The following is a 17075-nucleotide window of genomic DNA, read 5'->3' as shown; positions in this document are numbered from 1 at the left end:
CGTAATCTTTTATTGTAGCAAGGCGCTAACAAAAAGGCCGCCTCTGCAGACGGCCCGTCGCGAAACACATGAGTTGTGAGTTTACTGCATATTAACGTCCAGTCTCGTAGCTGATGCGTAAGCGGCTGCCTTGCCATCTTTCGTTAGAAGATTGACCTGCGTACAATTGAACTCTTTGCATGATCCAAACACCTTCTGCAGATATTCCAACCGCTTTTCCTTTGGCAGAACGTCCCAGGATGGTTTCAGCAGGCCGTAGAAAACATCCTGGCTGACCTTGGCAGTCTTGATGTGCTCGTCGAGGAACGTCCCTTCGACCGTGATCTGGTTGACACCCGCAGTTGAGATATTCTCCTCGGCATACCCCGACCAGATCCAAATACCGACGGAAGCGGCAACCAGGATCAAGGAGACCGTCAATAGCGTCCGATTGATCGAGCGGACCTGATGAATGGCCTTTTGAACTAGACCTGTCGGCACTGGCCGGGCCTCGACCGAGGCAGGATGGGCCTGTTCTGTCTGGCTCGTATCATCGGCCTCATATGCGATCGGCTCGGTTACGGATGCTTCCTGCACGGGCAGGTGGACCGGCGGATTTCGTAGAAGATCGACGAGGTCGAGCGTCCTGGCGGCAGCGTCCGAAACAGCATCCTGTTGTATCTCGGCGTACTTCGACTGGAGACTCTCGTCGTCCATTTTTCTACGCTCACGTTCGAGCAGTTCTACGTAGGCATTACCGACGCGAACATTGCACTCGATCGCTGCCACTACAACGTTAGGGGCGAAGAACAGCTCATTGATGCTCTCCTTAAAGAGCCTCAGACGGCCGAAGAAATCATTCGCGATCAACTGGTCGAATGCGCTTGCATTCTCGGCCTCGGTGGCAAGATCCTCAAAACTGAGCGCTGTCAGCAGAAGATCTGAGTCTTCATCGCCGGCCTCATAAAGCGGTACGCTCGACCATTCGCCGTATAAGGTATTGATATGCTTGAGCGCGTCATCCCGACTGAACAAGTACGCCCGTTTTGAGCCGTCGATCGGCCGCGAGAAGAGCCTGGTGATAATAAAGTCAAACTTTGCCCTTACCGGCTCGGTGTATGGCAGATTGCGATAAAAGCGAGCCAGCCCCAGCATCGCCTGTGAACTCAGCGATGGACGCGAATTCTCACAGCACAGCCGGAAGCTCGCGACAGGAATGTCTCCGTCACGCTCGGCCAACGCGCTGCACCACGCCTCGGTTTCATGCAGCAGGTGAAATTCTGCGGTCTTGTGCTCGTCAGACTCGACATTTTCGGCAACGTTAAGAAATGTGTTCAGCGCCTTCTTGGCATTAAAATCGTCGTATGTTCTCGGGACGATCCTGAGATATTCGCGCTCGACGCCGGTGAGGACATGCTCGACCATCTGCAGGCATGAAACCTCGGCGATCGCACGCTTTTGATAGAACTGGGGCCCCTTTTTTACCCTGATCGGCTCGTCCGGAACGGTCGTGGCGGCCGACTCGGATGCAATATCCTGAAGGTCCGTTGGCTCTTCCTCTATCGGATCGCCCTCCGGCTGCTCGTCAATTGATCGCGCGACAGGAGCACCGTCTTCAGGCTTGTTTGGCTCGTCGGTCCGATCCAGATGCGTTGTATCCGTCCCGTTTAGCAGGTGATCATCAATGACCGTCTCTTCGAGCAGGTTCTCCTGCTTAAGTTCGACGACAAGTTCTTCGAATACGTTCATGGTGGGCACTCATCTAAGGGCGGGAATCGAGGCGGGCGGAAAGAGAGGCGCGAGCTAGGGCAGTATCTGCCGGATCTCTCCGGTCTGGGTCAACTGGTACACATACGTAACACCTTCGCCGGCGACGTTCCGTGTCGCGGTAACGGTGTAGCCGTTGCGTAACTCAGCATCCGTCGGAGCGGCCGGCGTCATTGATATCACAAACTTCCCTCGGGTAACCTCGTTGCCGGAATTGGTTCCGATGCTGCTGGAGAGGAGGTTATTGATCTCGGTTATCCTGCCAAAGCGGCTGTTCTGAGTAAAAAAATTGACCTGCGTCGAGGCGATCGTTCTCATCGTCGCAAAGGTATTGCCGTTTTCCGAGGCCCGCAACGCCTTTTGAAGATGCGGGATCGCAAGGGACGCTATTATGCCGATCACAGCACACACGGTCAGCAGTTCGACCACCGAAAATCCCTGTTCTCTCGTACTTCTCATCGGATCACCTCGCTTCGCGAAAATATTCAGAAGTGACGTATTTTGTCACATCGACCTTGACAACTTTCGGCATGCTGGCTGCGTTATATTGCCGCGAATATGGCATTTTGCTGGATCTAGTGGCTCATTCCGGCTGATCTGCCATCGCCCGGATGATTCATGTGCAAGGGTTATGCCAAGAAATACAAGATGACGACACTGGGAATTTTACCGATGGTCAAAACACCGTGTTTGTTTTTTTGGATTATTTTATTACACTACAAACTTTGCCTTTGGAATGCCCGATTGGACATTTTGGCCGGAGATAGACAACCGATTTGAGCGCGATCGTAGATCAGAGCATAGAGACGTACGGCATCGATAACTGGGGGGCCGACTATTTCGGTGTAAACCGTAAGGGCAATCTTGTTGTCCGCGCTCCCGAAAACGACAACCTAACCGCAGATGTTAAGGAAATAGTCGATGACCTGAGGAAGCGAGGCGTTTCGACGCCCGTGCTTCTACGATTCCCTCAGCTTATCTTTGGCCAGATACGCAAGTTACAGACGGCATTTCGTAAATCGATAAAAGAATTCGAATACGAAGGCGGCCACCTCTGCGTGTTTCCGATGAAGGTCAATTCGAACCGAGCCGTCATCGAGGAATACCTTCGCGAAGGTTCGCGTTACGCCTTTGGCCTCGAGGCCGGCTCGAAGCCCGAACTCTACGCCGCCCTCGGACTCGAACAGGCCAAGGACAGCCTTCTTGTTCTCAATGGCTTCAAGGATCGCGACTTCCTGAACCTGGCCTTTGCCGGGGCTCTCGCGGGCAAGAATGTCGTCATTGTGATCGAGAAGCTCAGCGAACTTGACCACACGCTTGATATCGCCTCGAAGATCGCCGCGGAAAGTCCGGATATCTCGCTGCCAATGATCGGCGTCCGAGTAAAACTTTACTCGAAAGGTTCAGGCAAGTGGGAAAAATCAGGCGGCGAAGCAGCAAAATTCGGCCTGACGACGACCGAGATACTCGAAGTGATCCGCCGCCTGCAAGACGCCGGCCGGCTGGATATGCTGCGGCTGCTGCACTTCCATATCGGCTCGCAGCTCACGGACATCAAACGCATCAAGAACGCCATGCGCGAGGCCGCGCGGACCTATGCAAAGATCCGCAAAATGAAGATCCCGATCGAGTATCTCGACATTGGCGGCGGCATGGCCGTGGATTACGACGGCTCGCGAACGTCATTTGAGTCTTCAGCGAACTACAACGCACGCGAATTTGCCAACGATGTTGTTTATATAATAAAGACGGTTTGTGAGGACGAGACCGTCCCGCATCCGACCATCATTCAGGAATCGGGCCGCTACCTCTCGGCATACCACGCGATCCTGGTCACGAACGTCCAGGACGAGATCGAGACTGTGGTCGAGGACCACGGCCTCGTTGACCCTGACCGCGACGACCCGCAGATCGTGCATGAGCTCTTTGACCTTCGCGAATCAATCAACGGAAAGAACTATCGCGAGTATTATCACGACGCCCTCGAACATCGCGAGGAACTTTTCACGATGTTCAATCTCGGCTTGCTCACGCTGGAATCAAAAGGCAAGGGCGAGGTCCTGTTCTGGGACATTTGCGAAAAGGCAGACCAGTTCGCCCAGCAAAAGAAGTATGTATCGGAGGAATTTGATGATCTTCGCCGCCTGATGTGCGCCAAATACCTGGCCAATTTCTCGGTGTTTCGCTCAATGCCGGACAACTGGGCACTCGAACAACTCTTCCCGATCGTGCCTATACATAAACTCAACAAAAAGCCCGCCGAATATGCTACGCTTTGTGATATAACCTGCGATTCTGACGGTATCGTCGATAAGTTCGTTGACCTTCACGACGTCAAACCAGTGTTGGAATTGCACAAGCTCGTTAAAAGTGAACCTTACTATCTCGCAATGATGCTTGTCGGGGCGTATCAGGAGGTGATGGGCAATAACCATAACCTTTTTGGCGTTCCCCACGAGGCCCATGTGTTTATCGGTGAGGATGGTTACATCATTAAGAAGGTAATTTCTGGTGCGACACTGGGCGAGGCGGTTTCGTCGGTAAGGTTCGATCCGGGACAGCTGCACGATACTTTTCGTAAATCGGTGCTCGAAAGCATCAAGGATGGCCGGCTGTCGAATACGGAGGGCAGCAAGGTAATAGAATTTTATGAGGGACAGGCCGAGACATACACTTACCTGACCCCGAATGGAAAATAGTTAAACTATTGGTGGAAATAAACTTATGGTATCGAAAAACAAGAGCAAGTCTTCAAAGTTCCTGACCGTTCCGACGCGGCCCGTTCCCGTAGATCGTGATCGGTCCGTAGCCGGGCTGCTCGAAAAAATGGAAGGGGCCGGGTTCGGCGCCCGTCAGCTCGCCGAAGCGCATCGCATCTGGCTCGATATGCTTGATGACAATTCGACGATATATGTCTGCGGCTCAGGCAATCTGATCACCTCAGGCATGCGCCGGCTGCTGTCGTACGTTATCAAGAATCGCTTTGTCGATGTGCTCGTCATGTCCGGGACGGTGTTGTACCACGACATCCACGAGACGCTCGGGCGCAATCATTTTCAGGCCCATCCGAGCATGAGTGATGAGGACCTTGATGCAGCTGACGTTATGAGGCTTGGTGATGTCATCGCAAACCGTGAAGAATATCAGGAAGCCGACGAATGGATCGGTAGCGTCATCAACCAACTCGACACCAGCCGGCCGTACTCGTTTCGCGAGTTCCTGCTGCTGCTCGGCCGCGAATTGTCCGAGATAGCCCATGAGGACGGGATCTTGACATCTGCCTTCAAATCGCGAATACCGGTCTATTGTCCGGACCTGCCCGGTTCTGAGATGGCGATCGGCATCGCACGCGCAAAATTCGATAAGAAGCTGCAGATATCGTTCGACACGACACCGGACACGATGGAGATCATGTCCATCGCGCAGCGAACCAGAAATTCGGGCATCATCACGCTCGGTGGAGCCGGCACACAGCACGTCGTAAATGTTGGTGAGATAGCCTCTTACATTACCCGCACTAACCCGAGAGGTCATAAGTACGCGATCGCGATCGCGAACGACCTCGCCGGCGCAGGTGCGAGGACACCGTCGTATAACAGCGACCATCCATCGGTCTTCGGCAAGCTCTTGAAGAATGCGACCACGGCGCACGTTGCCTGCGACCCCTCGATCGCACTTCCAATGGTCATTACGGCTCTCTCGCAGACGGCTGCAAAATTCATGAAAGGCCGCAAACGGCCAACGTTTGGATTCGCCGGCCGCGAGATGAGCATCGACGTTCCGTAGGACTTTGCGATTTGCGAATTTCAATTTGCGGTCTCCCGGAAGGTCGCAAATGGCAAATCGAAACTTCCATGAGCGAATCAGCTTCCCTTCCAATGAACTTCGGCGGTATCGACGACGAGGAATATTCTTCGTTCGATGCCGCGCGCGTTCTTGTGTGGCCCGTCGCATATGAAGGAACCGTTTCCTACGGCACCGGAACAGGCGCCGGAGCCATGGCGATAGTCGATGCGTCGCGGAACATGGAGCTTTATGAGGAAGAGACCGATACCGAACCTTATAAGCTCGGCATCCACACGCTGCCTGAGTTCACGCCCCGCGATACGCCCGACGCGATGATGTTCGGGCTTTACAACAGCGCAAAAGAACTGCTTGAATCAGGAAAGTTCATCTGTATGTTGGGCGGCGAGCATTCGGTCTCGGCTCCGATAATTCAGGCGCACAACGAGAAGTTCGAGAATCTCAGCGTCCTGCAGATCGATGCCCACGCTGACTTGCGGGATACCTACGACGGCACGCCGCACTCGCACGCCTCGATAATGGCTCGTGTAGTCAAGGACATGCGGATACCGTCCGTCCAGGTCGGCATCAGATCGATCTCAGCCGACGAGGCACGTTCGTTAAAAGACGGCCTGCCGACAAGGATCTTTTGGGCGCGCGACATCGTCGGACGAACGGATTGGATCGACGATGCAATTCACGGGTTGACTGATAACGTGTACCTGACGATAGATATCGACGGCCTCGACCCTTCACTGATGCCGACCACGGGCACACCGGAGCCAGGTGGATTGGGCTGGTACGAGACCTTGACGCTGATACGGAAACTCGCGGAAAAGAAACGGGTTGTCGGGATGGACCTTGTCGAGTATTCCTATGTCGATACCTACGACTCTCCGGCTTTTCTTTGTGCAAAACTTGTCTATAAATCGCTCGCCTACATCTTCAAAAATGAATCACCGAGGCTTGCTTAGGGCGTGTTTTGCCGAACAGTCCTGACCTTGGTTTCGTATACGATGAATGATTGGGAGAAGTAAATACACATGACACGCACTATTTTTCTTTTCACGCTGGCGTCCACATTGTTTTTCGCCGGCTGCACGACAGGTCTTTTTACGGGCGGTCAGACGCCGCCGGCTGAAGTTCCGCCTGCCGCCTCGCCGATGCCTGTCGTCGTTGACGGCATGCGAACGTCATACGCGGATATCGTCGAGCGAACGTCGCCGGCCGTCGTCAGGATAGAGGCAGATCATCGTGAAAAAGCTCCGGCTCGCGGCCAGTCGCCCGGTATGGACGACTTCTTTCGACAGTTTCAGATCCCGCAGCCCAACCAGCGTCCTCAACTCGAACGCGGCCTGGGTTCGGGCGTGTTAGTTTCGGCTGACGGCTACATTCTGACCAATCATCACGTGGTTGAAGGAGCCGAAAAGATCACCGTGCTGATGAGCGACAACAAGTCATTCAAGGCGACCGTTGTCGGCTCAGATCAGCCCAGCGACCTTGCCGTGATCAAGATCGAAGGCGAGAATCTGCCCTTTCTTACTCTTGGCAACTCTGACAGCGTGCGTGTAGGGGATATCGTCCTCGCAATCGGCAATCCACTCGGCATTGGCCAGACGGTCACGGCCGGCATCATTTCGGCAAAGGGCCGCCGCACCGGCCTTAGCGACGGAAGCTTCGAGGATTTTCTACAGACGGACGCTCCTATCAATCGCGGAAATTCGGGCGGCGCTCTCGTCAACCTCAACGGCGAGTTGATCGGTATCAATTCGCAGATACTCTCGGGCGGCGCTGGCGGCGGCAATATCGGCATTGCATTTTCGATACCGTCAAATATGGCCCGCAGCGTGATGGACCAGTTGATCAAGAACGGAAAGGTCCGTCGCGGAATGCTCGGTATCAATATTCAGAACATCACTGACGACACGGCAGAGGCCCTTGGCATCACGGAGCGTAGCGGCGTGTTGGTGAGCAACGTTCGCCAAGGCAGTGCGGCCGAAAAAGCCGGAGTCAAACGAGGCGACATCATCACCGCCATCAACAGCGAAAAGATCGACGATAGCAACGTGCTTCGGAATAAGGTCGCCGGCACGCTTCCGGGAACTGAGATCAAGCTAAGCGTCATTCGCGATGGTAAGCAAATGGACCTGACAGCGACGCTCGATGAATTTCAGATAGGCGATGAGAAGGGCGACTCGCCCGGCCGGAATCGCGGCGATGGCCCGGGTCCGCAGGACCAGGGCGGCAAGCTGGGGCTTAACATTGAACCCTTAACACCTGAAATGGCCCGCCGCTTGGACCTCGGACCCGACACCGAGGGTGTGGTCGTAACAGACGTTGATCCTAATGGGCCCGCGGCCGAGGAGGGCGTAGCGCGGGGAGACGTCATCCTCGAGATAAATCGCCAAGCGGTCAGATCAGCCGCTGACGTGCGGACGGCGCTTGATGCATCAGGTGACAAACCTGTGCTTCTCCTGATCTCACGACGGGGTCAAACTATCTACCTAACGGTCCGTCCTAGCTAGCCGAAAATCCGAGCAACAGAACGAGGCTGTCGAGGACTGTGTGCCCGACAGCCTTTTGATTTGTCCGAATTCTGTGCTAAAAACTGCGGTATGTTTGGCAAGATCTATCTGGGCATCCTGGCTGTATCGATGGCGCTGATGGCGTTCTTTACATGCTATTCGTGCAGTTGGCTCAAAAGTGTTGGTGCCCCGGCGGCCGCGATGGCTGGCTACGAGTACCATTCGACCTACGGTTGGACGGCGCTTTGGCTTACGACCGCGGTTTTGCTCCTGCTTGGTAACGCCGTATTCTGGGCCGGCGGACGAGCATGGGCATTGTGGCTGAGTGCGATCTATTTCGCCATATTTAGTATCCTGCGATCCTTTTGGCTCGAGCCTGCGGCGGCGGAGTTCCGCACAGCTAACGGTCTTTCGTCCGGCGACGGCATCGGCCCCATCTTTGCCGCTGTCCTGATCGTCGTGGTCTTTGTTGTGGCCTTTGTTGACCAATTTGTTCTCGTTCGCCTGCGAAAGCTCACATTTCCTCCAGCCGCTGAGACTGAGCAAGCCACGCCGGAAGGCCCGACCGACAATGCGGATGAGGCCTGAACTTTGATCGTGCCGGAAATCCTATTGACAAATATCGCGATTCGGCACATAGTTCTCTGGAGAGGGTATGCTCAAACGATTCGCATCACTCCTGTTCATATTTGCTATCGCCGGCCAAGTCTATGCGGGCGTTTGCGGATGCTTGGGCGGCGATGATGAAGCGACGCATTCCTGCTGCAAGAGCAATAAAGCCGGCGGTGATGCGATAAAGGCCAAGGATTGCTGCGCCGCAGACTGCGAGGTCCGCCAAGCTGACCGGCTCACGCAGGACCGTTCAAACCCGACACCACAGATCAATCTTCAGGCGGCCAGGCCTACGACTTCTTTCCCGCCGATCTCGGTCGAATGGGCCGCGGTTGAAAGATCCGTTCCCACACGGCGGGCCGCACGTCACCGCCTCAAACGTCCACGGCCTCCCGAGCTATACCTGCGCCATCACGCCTTTCTGATCTAATCGAATAATCTATTCGGCTATCCGTGGCCTTCATGGCCGGCGGTCACGCGCGCGTGTTGCAGCGTGACGGCGTATCACATTTTCAATACAGGAGTATTAAGGAAACTCAATAATGTTAAAAACTATCGCATTAATATCGATCACTGTCCTCGCTGCCTTCACATTGTCATGTGGAGCGAGCGGCAGTTCTACCGGCAAGGAGATCAAGAGCGGGCCTGCGGGAAATAATCTGACCGCAACGCTCTCAAGCTCTGACGGCACGCTCCGTAAGGGCAAGCAGGATTTTACGTTAACCTTCGCCGACGCGTCGGGAAAGCCGGTTGATGTCGGAGCTGCGGCCCTCAATTTCTTTATGCCCGCGATGGGGTCGATGGCGGCTATGAATGATCCGGCTACGCTCACAACTACCGGCACGCCCGGCGTCTATGCGGGTCACGTCAACCTGGCGATGTCGGGTGAATGGCAGGCTCAGATCACGTACGAGGGGCCGGTCGGAAAAGGAAAGGCTATGGTGCCGATCACAGCCCAATGATCCGTTGTAAAAGATGATCAACTGGCTCATCGATTGGTCCATCAGGAATCGCATCATCGTGATCGCTATATATATCGCGATCGCGTTGGCCGGCTATTGGGCGCTTACACAAACACCGCTCGATGCGATACCTGATGTCTCCGACAACCAAGTGATCGTTTTTACCGACTGGCCGGGCCGGTCACCCAAGGAGGTCGAGGATCAGGTAACGTACCCGCTGGTCACAAACCTTCAGGGACTGCCTGGGGTGCGGACCGTGCGTGCAAGTTCGGCATTCAGCTTTTCGATGATCAACGTGATCTTCGAAGACGATGTCGAGCTCTACTGGGCGAGAACGCGCATTCTTGAACGGCTCAACCTTGTTGCCCGACAGCTTCCTGACGGTGTAACGCCTACGCTCGGGCCCGACGCGTCGGGCCTCGGCCAGATCTATTGGTACACGCTCGAATCTGACACGATGAGTCTGCGCGACCTGAGGACGCTGCAGGATTGGTTCGTGCGCTATCAGCTGAACTCGACGCCCGGCATCGCGGAGGTCGCCACCGTCGGCGGCTATGTGCAGCAGTATCAGATCGATGTCGATCCAAACCGCTTGCGCGCCGTCAATATTCCCTTGTCCGCCGTCGTCGATGCCGTCGAACGGTCGAATAACAATGTCGGCGGCAACGTCGTCGAACAGGCCGGTGAGTGGGCAGTCGTCCGCGGGCTTGGCCTGGTCGAGTCGGTTGCCGATGTCGAGAATATCGTGATCGGAGCCAGTAACGGCACCCCGATCTATGTCCGGAACGTCGCTGAGGTTCAGCTCGGCAATGCGTTCAGGACCGGTTCGCTCGATAAGAATGGCAAGGAGGCGGTCGGCGGTGTCGTAATAATGCGTTATGGCGTCAGTGCTCTCGATGCGATCGATGCGGTCAAGAAGAAGATCGACGAGATCAAGCCCGGCCTGCCCGCGGGCGTCCGCCTCGTTCCTTTTTATGACCGCACCGACCTGATCAATCGAACAGCAGACACGCTAAAATGGGCCCTTACTGAGGAGTTCATCCTCGTCACGCTCGTCAATCTGATCTTCCTCGCTCATTTTCGTTCCATATTCATCGTCACTATCCCGTTGCCGATGGCCGCCCTCGTGTCGTTTCTCTTCATGTATTTTATGGGAGTGACATCCAACATAATGTCGCTCGCCGGGATCGCGATCGCCGTTTCCGACCTCGTAGATGCCGGCATAGTTGTCACGGAGAATGCATACCGAGCGATCGAAAAGGAAGGGATCAGCCTCTCAAACCGTGAAGAGGTCTGGCGAATAGTTCGCGACGCCACAAAGATGGTCGGCCGGCCGATATTCTCGTCCATGGCCATCATTGTCGTCGCGTTCATTCCGGTTTTTGCTCTCACGGGCCAGGAAGGAAAGCTGTTTCACCCGCTCGCTTACACCAAGTCATTCGCGATGATCGCCGCGGCGGTCATGGCAATTACGCTCGGCCCGGTCCTATGCGGATTTCTCCTTAAAGGCAAGCTTAAGCCGGAAGAGGCCAACCCGATAATGCGCATTCTGCGTCGCTTTTATCGGCCCCTCCTCGAATTAGCGCTTCGGAATAGAGTGATCACCGCCGCCCTCGCTTTGCTCTTCTTTGTCGGAGCGATGGTCGCGACTACCGCCATCGGCAGTGAGTTCATGCCGCCGCTCAATGAAGGTGACCTTCTCTATATGCCCGTGACGGATCCCGGCATCTCGCTCGATGAAGCGACACGTATCCTGGGCAAGCAAAATGAGATCATCGCCTCATTTCCTGAGGTCGTTTCAGCGGTCGGCAAGGCCGGCCGTGCCGAAACGTCAACGGATCCGGCGCCGATAAACATGAACGAAACAGTTGTCCACTTGAAGCCGGAGAAGGAGTGGCGTGACGGCATGACGCGCGAAAAACTCGTTGCCCAGCTTGATGCTGCACTGCGCATGCCGGGCGTGACGAATATCTGGACCCAACCGATCATCAACCGCATTGAGATGCTGGCGACGGGCATCAGATCACAGATCGGCATCAAGATCTACGGCAATGACCTCAACGCCCTCGAACATGTTTCCCGCCAGATCGCCGAGGTCGTTCGCGGCGTCGAGGGGGCAGCGGACGTATATCCCGAACAGATCGGCGGGGCACCATACATCGACATCGACATCGACCGGACAGCCGCGGCCCGTTACGGCATCGATGTGGCAGCGATCCAGGAGGTCATTGAGAACGGCATCGGCGAGGTGAATCTAACCGTGACGATAGAGGGACGCAATCGGTTTCCGATCCGCGTTCGCTATGCCCCTGAGTTTCGCCGCACGCCGGAGGCCATCGCCCGAATACCTGTGGCATCAGCTTCGGGCGCACCGATCCCGCTTGGACAGCTTGCCGAGATACGCACTGTGGAAGGCCCCTCGATGATACAAAGCGAGAACGGGCTGCTCCGCGGGACGGTGCTCCTGAACGTTCGTGGACGGGACATTGGAAGTTTTGTCGACGAGGCCGACCCGCTGATCAAGCAGCAAGTTTCACTGCCGGGCGGATACTACTTCACGTGGAGCGGACAGTATGAGAATCAGCAGCGTGCACGGTCTCGGTTGATGATAGTTGTACCGATCGTGATCTTCATAATATTTGCGGTGCTCTATTTCACATATCGATCCTTCCTTGAGGCCGGGCATATTCTGCTTGCCGTACCATTTGCCTTGACGGGTGGATTCTATCTGCTGTGGATGCTGCAGTATAACTTCTCAGTTGCCGTCTGGGTGGGGTTCATTGCGCTGTTCGGCGCGGCGGTCCAGACGACCATTGTGATGGTCGTCTATCTAGAGGAGGCGGTTGCCCGCAAGAAAGCCGAGCTCGGAACGCTGGACCGCGAATCGCTTTTGGATGCCGTTACAGAGGGTGCTCTCCTGCGCCTGCGGCCAAAGGTTATGACGGTTACGACCATTCTCGCCGGCCTGTTGCCGATAATGTGGAGTAGCGGAGCGGGTGCCGAGGTGATGCGACCACTGGCTGTTCCCGTTTTTGGCGGTATGGTTTCGAGTCTGGCGCATGTTCTGATCGTCACGCCGGTCATCTTCTATTGGCTGCGTCTTTACGAACTATCGAAGCAGGAGGTGCCGTGTGAAAGCTGATCATCTCAGGCAATACATACTTTTCGCAATACTTTTGTCCGCGCTTGGAACGATCCCGGCGGCAGGGCATGAGGATCACAACAAGAAGTCGCCGAGCGTCGTTACAAGCGTGGCCGGCAATGCAAATTCCGTCGTTGAGACTCCGGCAGCAGCTACACCGATATCTCGCTCGAGCCATTCGGAATTCCCGACGCTTCACCCATTGATCGTTCACTTTCCGATCATGCTGATCATTCTGGCCGCGGTGCTGCAATTGATATCACTCGGCGTTTTCCGCAGCGAGATGGCATGGTTGGTGATCTGCTTTGCATTCGCTGGCGCGGTGACTGCCTGGCTTTCCTCAAACACGTTCCACCCGCACACGGCCGGACTCAACGAGAATGCACAACGGCTGTTACTCGAACACGAGCAGTTCGCTTCGCTTACGTTCTGGTTTACCGTCGCGGGTCTTGCGGTCAAAACCTTGTCGAATTTTGTCCTAAAGCGTTCTTGGTGGAGCGAGGCTGTGGCGACATTGCTCCTGGCCGCAGCGGCAGCAGCAGTAGCCATGGCCGGCCATCACGGTGCAGAGCTTGTTCATAAGGAGGGCGTGGGCCCGCGTGGCGAATTTCTTGAAACGCACGATCACCGGTAATTTGTGTTAAAAACGGCATTATCAATCGGATCGATACTGGCAACCTTCTTGGTTTCGGACATTGGTCTGCTTGCCCAAACTTCCCGACCGTCTCCTTCGACAAGCTATACGAGATACCTTGATCAAGCAGGCGGCATGACCGTGGACACGGCGGTCGATGTTGCACTTGAGCGCAATACTGATCTGATCGCAATGAAAAAGGAGGCCGAGGCCGGCGAGGCCCTTCTCAGGCAGTCAGGCCTTCGGCCGAATCCGACGCTCGAGGTTCGCGGAACAAATCAGCTTGGCGGCTCTGACAACAGTTTTATGATCGAAGGCGGCCTCCCGCTCGAGCTCGGCGGACGCAGAAAGGCGAGGATGCGTGTTGCGGCGCAGGAGCTTGAGATCCGCCGACAGTCTGCCGCCGCACGTGAATTGCAGTTGGCGGCAGAAGTGCGAAACAAGTTTGGCGAGGCTCTTGCCGCCGTATTGAAGCTGAAGTTTACAGAGGATCTGCTCGCCCTTGCCACGAACAACCTCGATCTCGTCTCGGCTCAGGTTACCGAAGGGCGGCGAGCCCCGCTCGATCAAGGCATGGAGACCGTCGAACTGAATCGGATCCGAGCGATCCGTGAAACCGCCGATTCTGCGGCCGAGATCCGACTGCTCGAGCTCCGTAACCTCCTTGGAATGTCGCCTGAAGAGCCGCTGGCCCTTAGCGGTGACCTGGAGGGCCTTATCGAGCCCATACCTTCGAATGTCGGTGCGGCCGAACGTGCCCTTCAAACACGGCCGGACCTCGTGGGAGCGCGAGCGGTCGAGCAACTCGCCGCTGCTCGTGCCGACCAAGCCCGCACTGAGGGTCGCATCGACGCGGACGTTATGCTCGGTTACCAGCGAATGCAGTCGGGCTTTCCTTTGCTGGGCATCGAAGCCGATACCGGTGCCCTTTTGCCTATCGATCAAAAGATGAAGTTCTTTACGTTCGGCGTGAAGATCATGTTACCGGTGCGCAATCGGAATCAGGGCATGGTCGCCGCGGCACTTCTCGAAGAAGGTGCTGCCCGCGATCGTCGGACCTTCGGCGAACTCACTGTCCGACGTGAGGTTGCGGCCGCCTTCGTCAGTTACGACCGCTCTCGCCGGGCACTTGAGATCTATCGTGTCGGCGTTCGCGGCCAGGCGGCGGCCAATCTCAACACCGTCCGTCAGACGTACGAACTCGGCTCGAAAACGCTGCTCGACTACATCGGCGAACAGCGACGCTTTATCGAAACGGAAAATGGCTATATTGACGCGTTGCTCGCGGTATATCTTGCGCGTGTCGAGGCGCTGCGGGCCTCGAATGCTCCGGAGCTTAGAAACAAATGAGTGAGAATGAGAACTTGTCCTCGGACGATAACGGATCAGGATCCGATCCGGAGGTGCTAATGGAAGGCGGAGCAACGCGGAGCTCCAAACCATTGCTGATCGCTGGCCTTAGCCTCGCGGGATTGCTTGCAGTTGCGCTCGGCTATTGGTGGCTCGGCCCGCTTGGAGGAAATTCCGGCCGGCCCGTTCCGCCGCCTCGCAATGTCGGCGTTGATACAACGCCGGAGCAGCCACTTGCGAATCAAACCATCACTCTATCGCCGGAGCAGTTGCAAAACGCCGGTGTCACGATCGAGGCGATCGGCGAACAATTAACGACCGAGAGCGACTCCACGGCCGCAGCCGGCGTTGTGGAGGCAAACGCATATCGTCAGACGCCCGCCGTAGCTTTGGCCGGCGGCGTGATCAGGCGTGTACTGCCGGAACTGGGGGCCAATGTTCGCGCAGGGCAGACGATCGCGGTCATTTTCAGTGATAGCTTTGCCGAAACTCAAGCAAGATATGTCGCGCTCCGCACTGAAGTCGAAACGGCTCGCCGAAACCACGAACGAACTCAGCGGCTCGTAGCGATCAACTCGCCCGGCCGCATCGAGTTGGAACAGGCGACAAAACAACGCCGCGCGGCCGAAGCGGCGCTTAGCGAGATGCGCAACAGGTACGAACGCACGTCTCGCCTCTTGCGCATAGGCGCTGCAAGCCGCGAAGAACTCGAACAGGACAACACAAAGTTGCGCACGGCCGAGGCGGAAATGGAAGAGGCCCACCTTCGTGAGCAACGCGCATCAAAGCTCTTGCCCGTTGGCCCGGAGGTCCGCTCGGCCAACGAAGAGGCCCTCAATAAGCTCCGTGCCGCCGAGGGCGAACTTGCGGCAACCAGACAGAAGCTCGTCCTTTTTGGAATGTCCGACGGCCGGGTGGACCGTCTGACCTCGGCCTCGCAGGTGCGGGCGGAGCTCGCGGTGCCTGCCCCGATCTCGGGTACGGTCACCAGCCGTTCCGTCAATCCCGGAGAGGTGATCGACGCAAATAAAGAGCTACTGCGCGTAACTGACCTTTCCAGCGTATGGGTCATCGCACAGGTTTATGAGCGCGATATCACCCGGCTACGCATCGGAGGGCCGGCAACGATCGAGAGCGATGCCTTTCCGGCCCGAGTCTTTCGCGGGCAGATCGCTTACATCGATCCACAGATCGACGAGGCAACCCGTACGGCGAAGGTCAGAATAGAGCTCGACAATCCAGGTAGTGCATTGAAGCTGGGAATGTATGTGGGCGTCTCGCTTGGCGGTCTGCAGACCGGTGAGCGGACGACGCCCGTCGTTCCCGCTTCGGCTGTCCAAACGATCGATGATCGTCAGATCGTCTTTGTGGCAACCACCGATCCGAATACATTCGAACTTCGCCCGGTTCGCCTCGGCCAAGAAACAGGAGGCCGCTTCCCCGTAATGGACGGCATAACTCAAGGCGAACGTGTCGTAACGAACGGTAGTTTTATGCTCAGGGCCGAGTGGACAAAATTACAACAGGGCCAGCCCGAACACCTGCATTGAGTATAGATCGTCGAATCCTAACGTTGCCCCAAAAGCGAAAAAGGGCCTGGAAACCCCAAAGCCCTCGATCAAATGGTCGGGACGACTGGATTTGAACCAGCGACCTCTCGCACCCCAAGCGAACGCGCTACCAGACTGCGCCACGTCCCGGATCGTCGAATTTTAGAGTAGGTTTCCGGCAAATCTTTGTCAAATTTGCCGCACGTTGGGTTGATCGGACTATGGCGCCGGCTTCGTCTTGAGCAATTCCCTCAATTCCAGCAGGTGTCCCGCGATCGTTCGGATCGTGTCCTTCTGGCTGCCGGTAAAACCTGTCGGTGCCGCTTCGCCATTCGCCACGCCATCATCCAGCGAATCAAAAAGTGTTGGAGCCGACGCGTCGGGTGCCGGAGACGTTCTCGTCGTGGTCTCGATAGTCTTCGACCTGCTGCCGTCACGGCTCTCGCTCTGGAGCTTCTTGCGCGCGCCGGCGATGGTGAACATTTCCTTGTAGAGGAGCTGCTTGATCCTTAGTGCCATCTCTACGTCGCGACGGCGGTAGCTTCGCTGACCGGATTGATTCTTTTGTGGCGAGAGCATCGGAAACTCCGTCTCCCAATATCGGAGCACATGGGCCTGAACGTCGAGAAGCTCGCACACCTCGCCGATCTTGAAGTATATCTTCTCAGGTATCACTACAGGTTCCTGTGCCATTGATGCTGATGCCGTGTTAAAGTTTCTTGTAAAAGCGTGAGGCTTATTCTATGTATTTAAGTGACTTGTGTCAATCCG

At 56.1% G+C, this 17075-nt stretch carries 14 protein-coding genes and 1 tRNA gene; 11 read left to right on the top strand and 4 right to left on the bottom strand.

Annotation, left to right across the window (positions count from 1 at the left end; all coding sequences use genetic code 11):
* Nucleotides 1–81: 81 nt before the first annotated feature.
* Both IPM59_08155 and IPM59_08150 read right to left on the bottom strand, forming a co-directional pair.
* Nucleotides 82–1728, bottom strand: a complete 1647-nt coding sequence (locus IPM59_08155; protein ID MBK9215560.1) for a hypothetical protein — start codon at nucleotides 1726–1728, stop codon at nucleotides 82–84.
* Nucleotides 1729–1782: 54 nt separating this feature from the next.
* Complete coding sequence (locus IPM59_08150) at nucleotides 1783–2205, bottom strand: prepilin-type N-terminal cleavage/methylation domain-containing protein (GenBank protein ID MBK9215559.1); 423 nt, start codon at nucleotides 2203–2205, stop codon at nucleotides 1783–1785.
* A 317-nt stretch (nucleotides 2206–2522) separates the two neighbouring features.
* Here IPM59_08150 and speA point away from each other — a divergent pair, with 317 nt between their 5' ends.
* From speA to IPM59_08095, 11 genes are all read left to right on the top strand, one after another.
* Complete coding sequence (gene speA, locus IPM59_08145) at nucleotides 2523–4445, top strand: biosynthetic arginine decarboxylase (GenBank protein MBK9215558.1); 1923 nt, start codon at nucleotides 2523–2525, stop codon at nucleotides 4443–4445.
* A gap of 25 nt (nucleotides 4446–4470) precedes the next feature.
* Nucleotides 4471–5532 carry a deoxyhypusine synthase family protein gene (locus tag IPM59_08140; GenBank protein MBK9215557.1) on the top strand — a complete coding sequence of 354 codons (1062 nt, stop codon included), beginning with the start codon at nucleotides 4471–4473 and terminating at the stop codon, nucleotides 5530–5532.
* 68 nt (nucleotides 5533–5600) lie between these two features.
* Nucleotides 5601–6503: an agmatinase gene (gene speB / locus IPM59_08135; GenBank protein ID MBK9215556.1), complete on the top strand. Its 903-nt coding sequence runs from the start codon at nucleotides 5601–5603 to the stop codon at nucleotides 6501–6503.
* Between the two features lie 69 nt (nucleotides 6504–6572).
* Nucleotides 6573–8054: a DegQ family serine endoprotease gene (locus tag IPM59_08130; GenBank protein MBK9215555.1), complete on the top strand. Its 1482-nt coding sequence runs from the start codon at nucleotides 6573–6575 to the stop codon at nucleotides 8052–8054.
* A gap of 90 nt (nucleotides 8055–8144) precedes the next feature.
* Complete coding sequence (locus IPM59_08125; GenBank protein MBK9215554.1) at nucleotides 8145–8642, top strand: hypothetical protein; 498 nt, start codon at nucleotides 8145–8147, stop codon at nucleotides 8640–8642.
* Nucleotides 8643–8709: 67 nt separating this feature from the next.
* Nucleotides 8710–9096 carry a hypothetical protein gene (locus IPM59_08120; GenBank protein ID MBK9215553.1) on the top strand — a complete coding sequence of 129 codons (387 nt, stop codon included), beginning with the start codon at nucleotides 8710–8712 and terminating at the stop codon, nucleotides 9094–9096.
* Between the two features lie 112 nt (nucleotides 9097–9208).
* Nucleotides 9209–9628 (top strand): FixH family protein, encoded by a 420-nt coding sequence (locus tag IPM59_08115; protein ID MBK9215552.1) that lies wholly within the window; start codon nucleotides 9209–9211, stop codon nucleotides 9626–9628.
* A 13-nt stretch (nucleotides 9629–9641) separates the two neighbouring features.
* Nucleotides 9642–12770 carry an efflux RND transporter permease subunit gene (locus IPM59_08110; protein MBK9215551.1) on the top strand — a complete coding sequence of 1043 codons (3129 nt, stop codon included), beginning with the start codon at nucleotides 9642–9644 and terminating at the stop codon, nucleotides 12768–12770.
* Nucleotides 12760–13404 carry a hypothetical protein gene (locus tag IPM59_08105; protein ID MBK9215550.1) on the top strand — a complete coding sequence of 215 codons (645 nt, stop codon included), beginning with the start codon at nucleotides 12760–12762 and terminating at the stop codon, nucleotides 13402–13404. The genes IPM59_08110 and IPM59_08105 overlap by 11 nt, the downstream gene beginning before the upstream one ends.
* A gap of 135 nt (nucleotides 13405–13539) precedes the next feature.
* A complete protein-coding gene (locus IPM59_08100) occupies nucleotides 13540–14754 on the top strand; it encodes a TolC family protein (protein MBK9215549.1) in 1215 nt (404 codons plus the stop codon).
* Nucleotides 14751–16304, top strand: a complete 1554-nt coding sequence (locus tag IPM59_08095) for an efflux RND transporter periplasmic adaptor subunit (protein MBK9215548.1) — start codon at nucleotides 14751–14753, stop codon at nucleotides 16302–16304. The genes IPM59_08100 and IPM59_08095 overlap by 4 nt, the downstream gene beginning before the upstream one ends.
* 73 nt (nucleotides 16305–16377) lie before the next feature.
* Here the strand turns inward: IPM59_08095 and IPM59_08090 are convergent.
* Together IPM59_08090 and IPM59_08085 are read right to left on the bottom strand one after the other, a co-directional pair.
* A tRNA-Pro gene (locus IPM59_08090) sits at nucleotides 16378–16454 on the bottom strand.
* A gap of 69 nt (nucleotides 16455–16523) precedes the next feature.
* On the bottom strand, nucleotides 16524–16997 hold the full coding sequence (locus tag IPM59_08085) for a MerR family transcriptional regulator (GenBank protein MBK9215547.1): 474 nt from the start codon (nucleotides 16995–16997) through the stop codon (nucleotides 16524–16526).
* Between the last annotated feature and the right edge of the window lie 78 nt (nucleotides 16998–17075).

The sequence above is a fragment of the Chloracidobacterium sp. genome, assembly GCA_016715795.1.
Classification (GTDB): Bacteria; Acidobacteriota; Blastocatellia; order Pyrinomonadales; family Pyrinomonadaceae; genus OLB17.
This window is presented reverse-complemented; position numbering and strand designations above follow the sequence as displayed.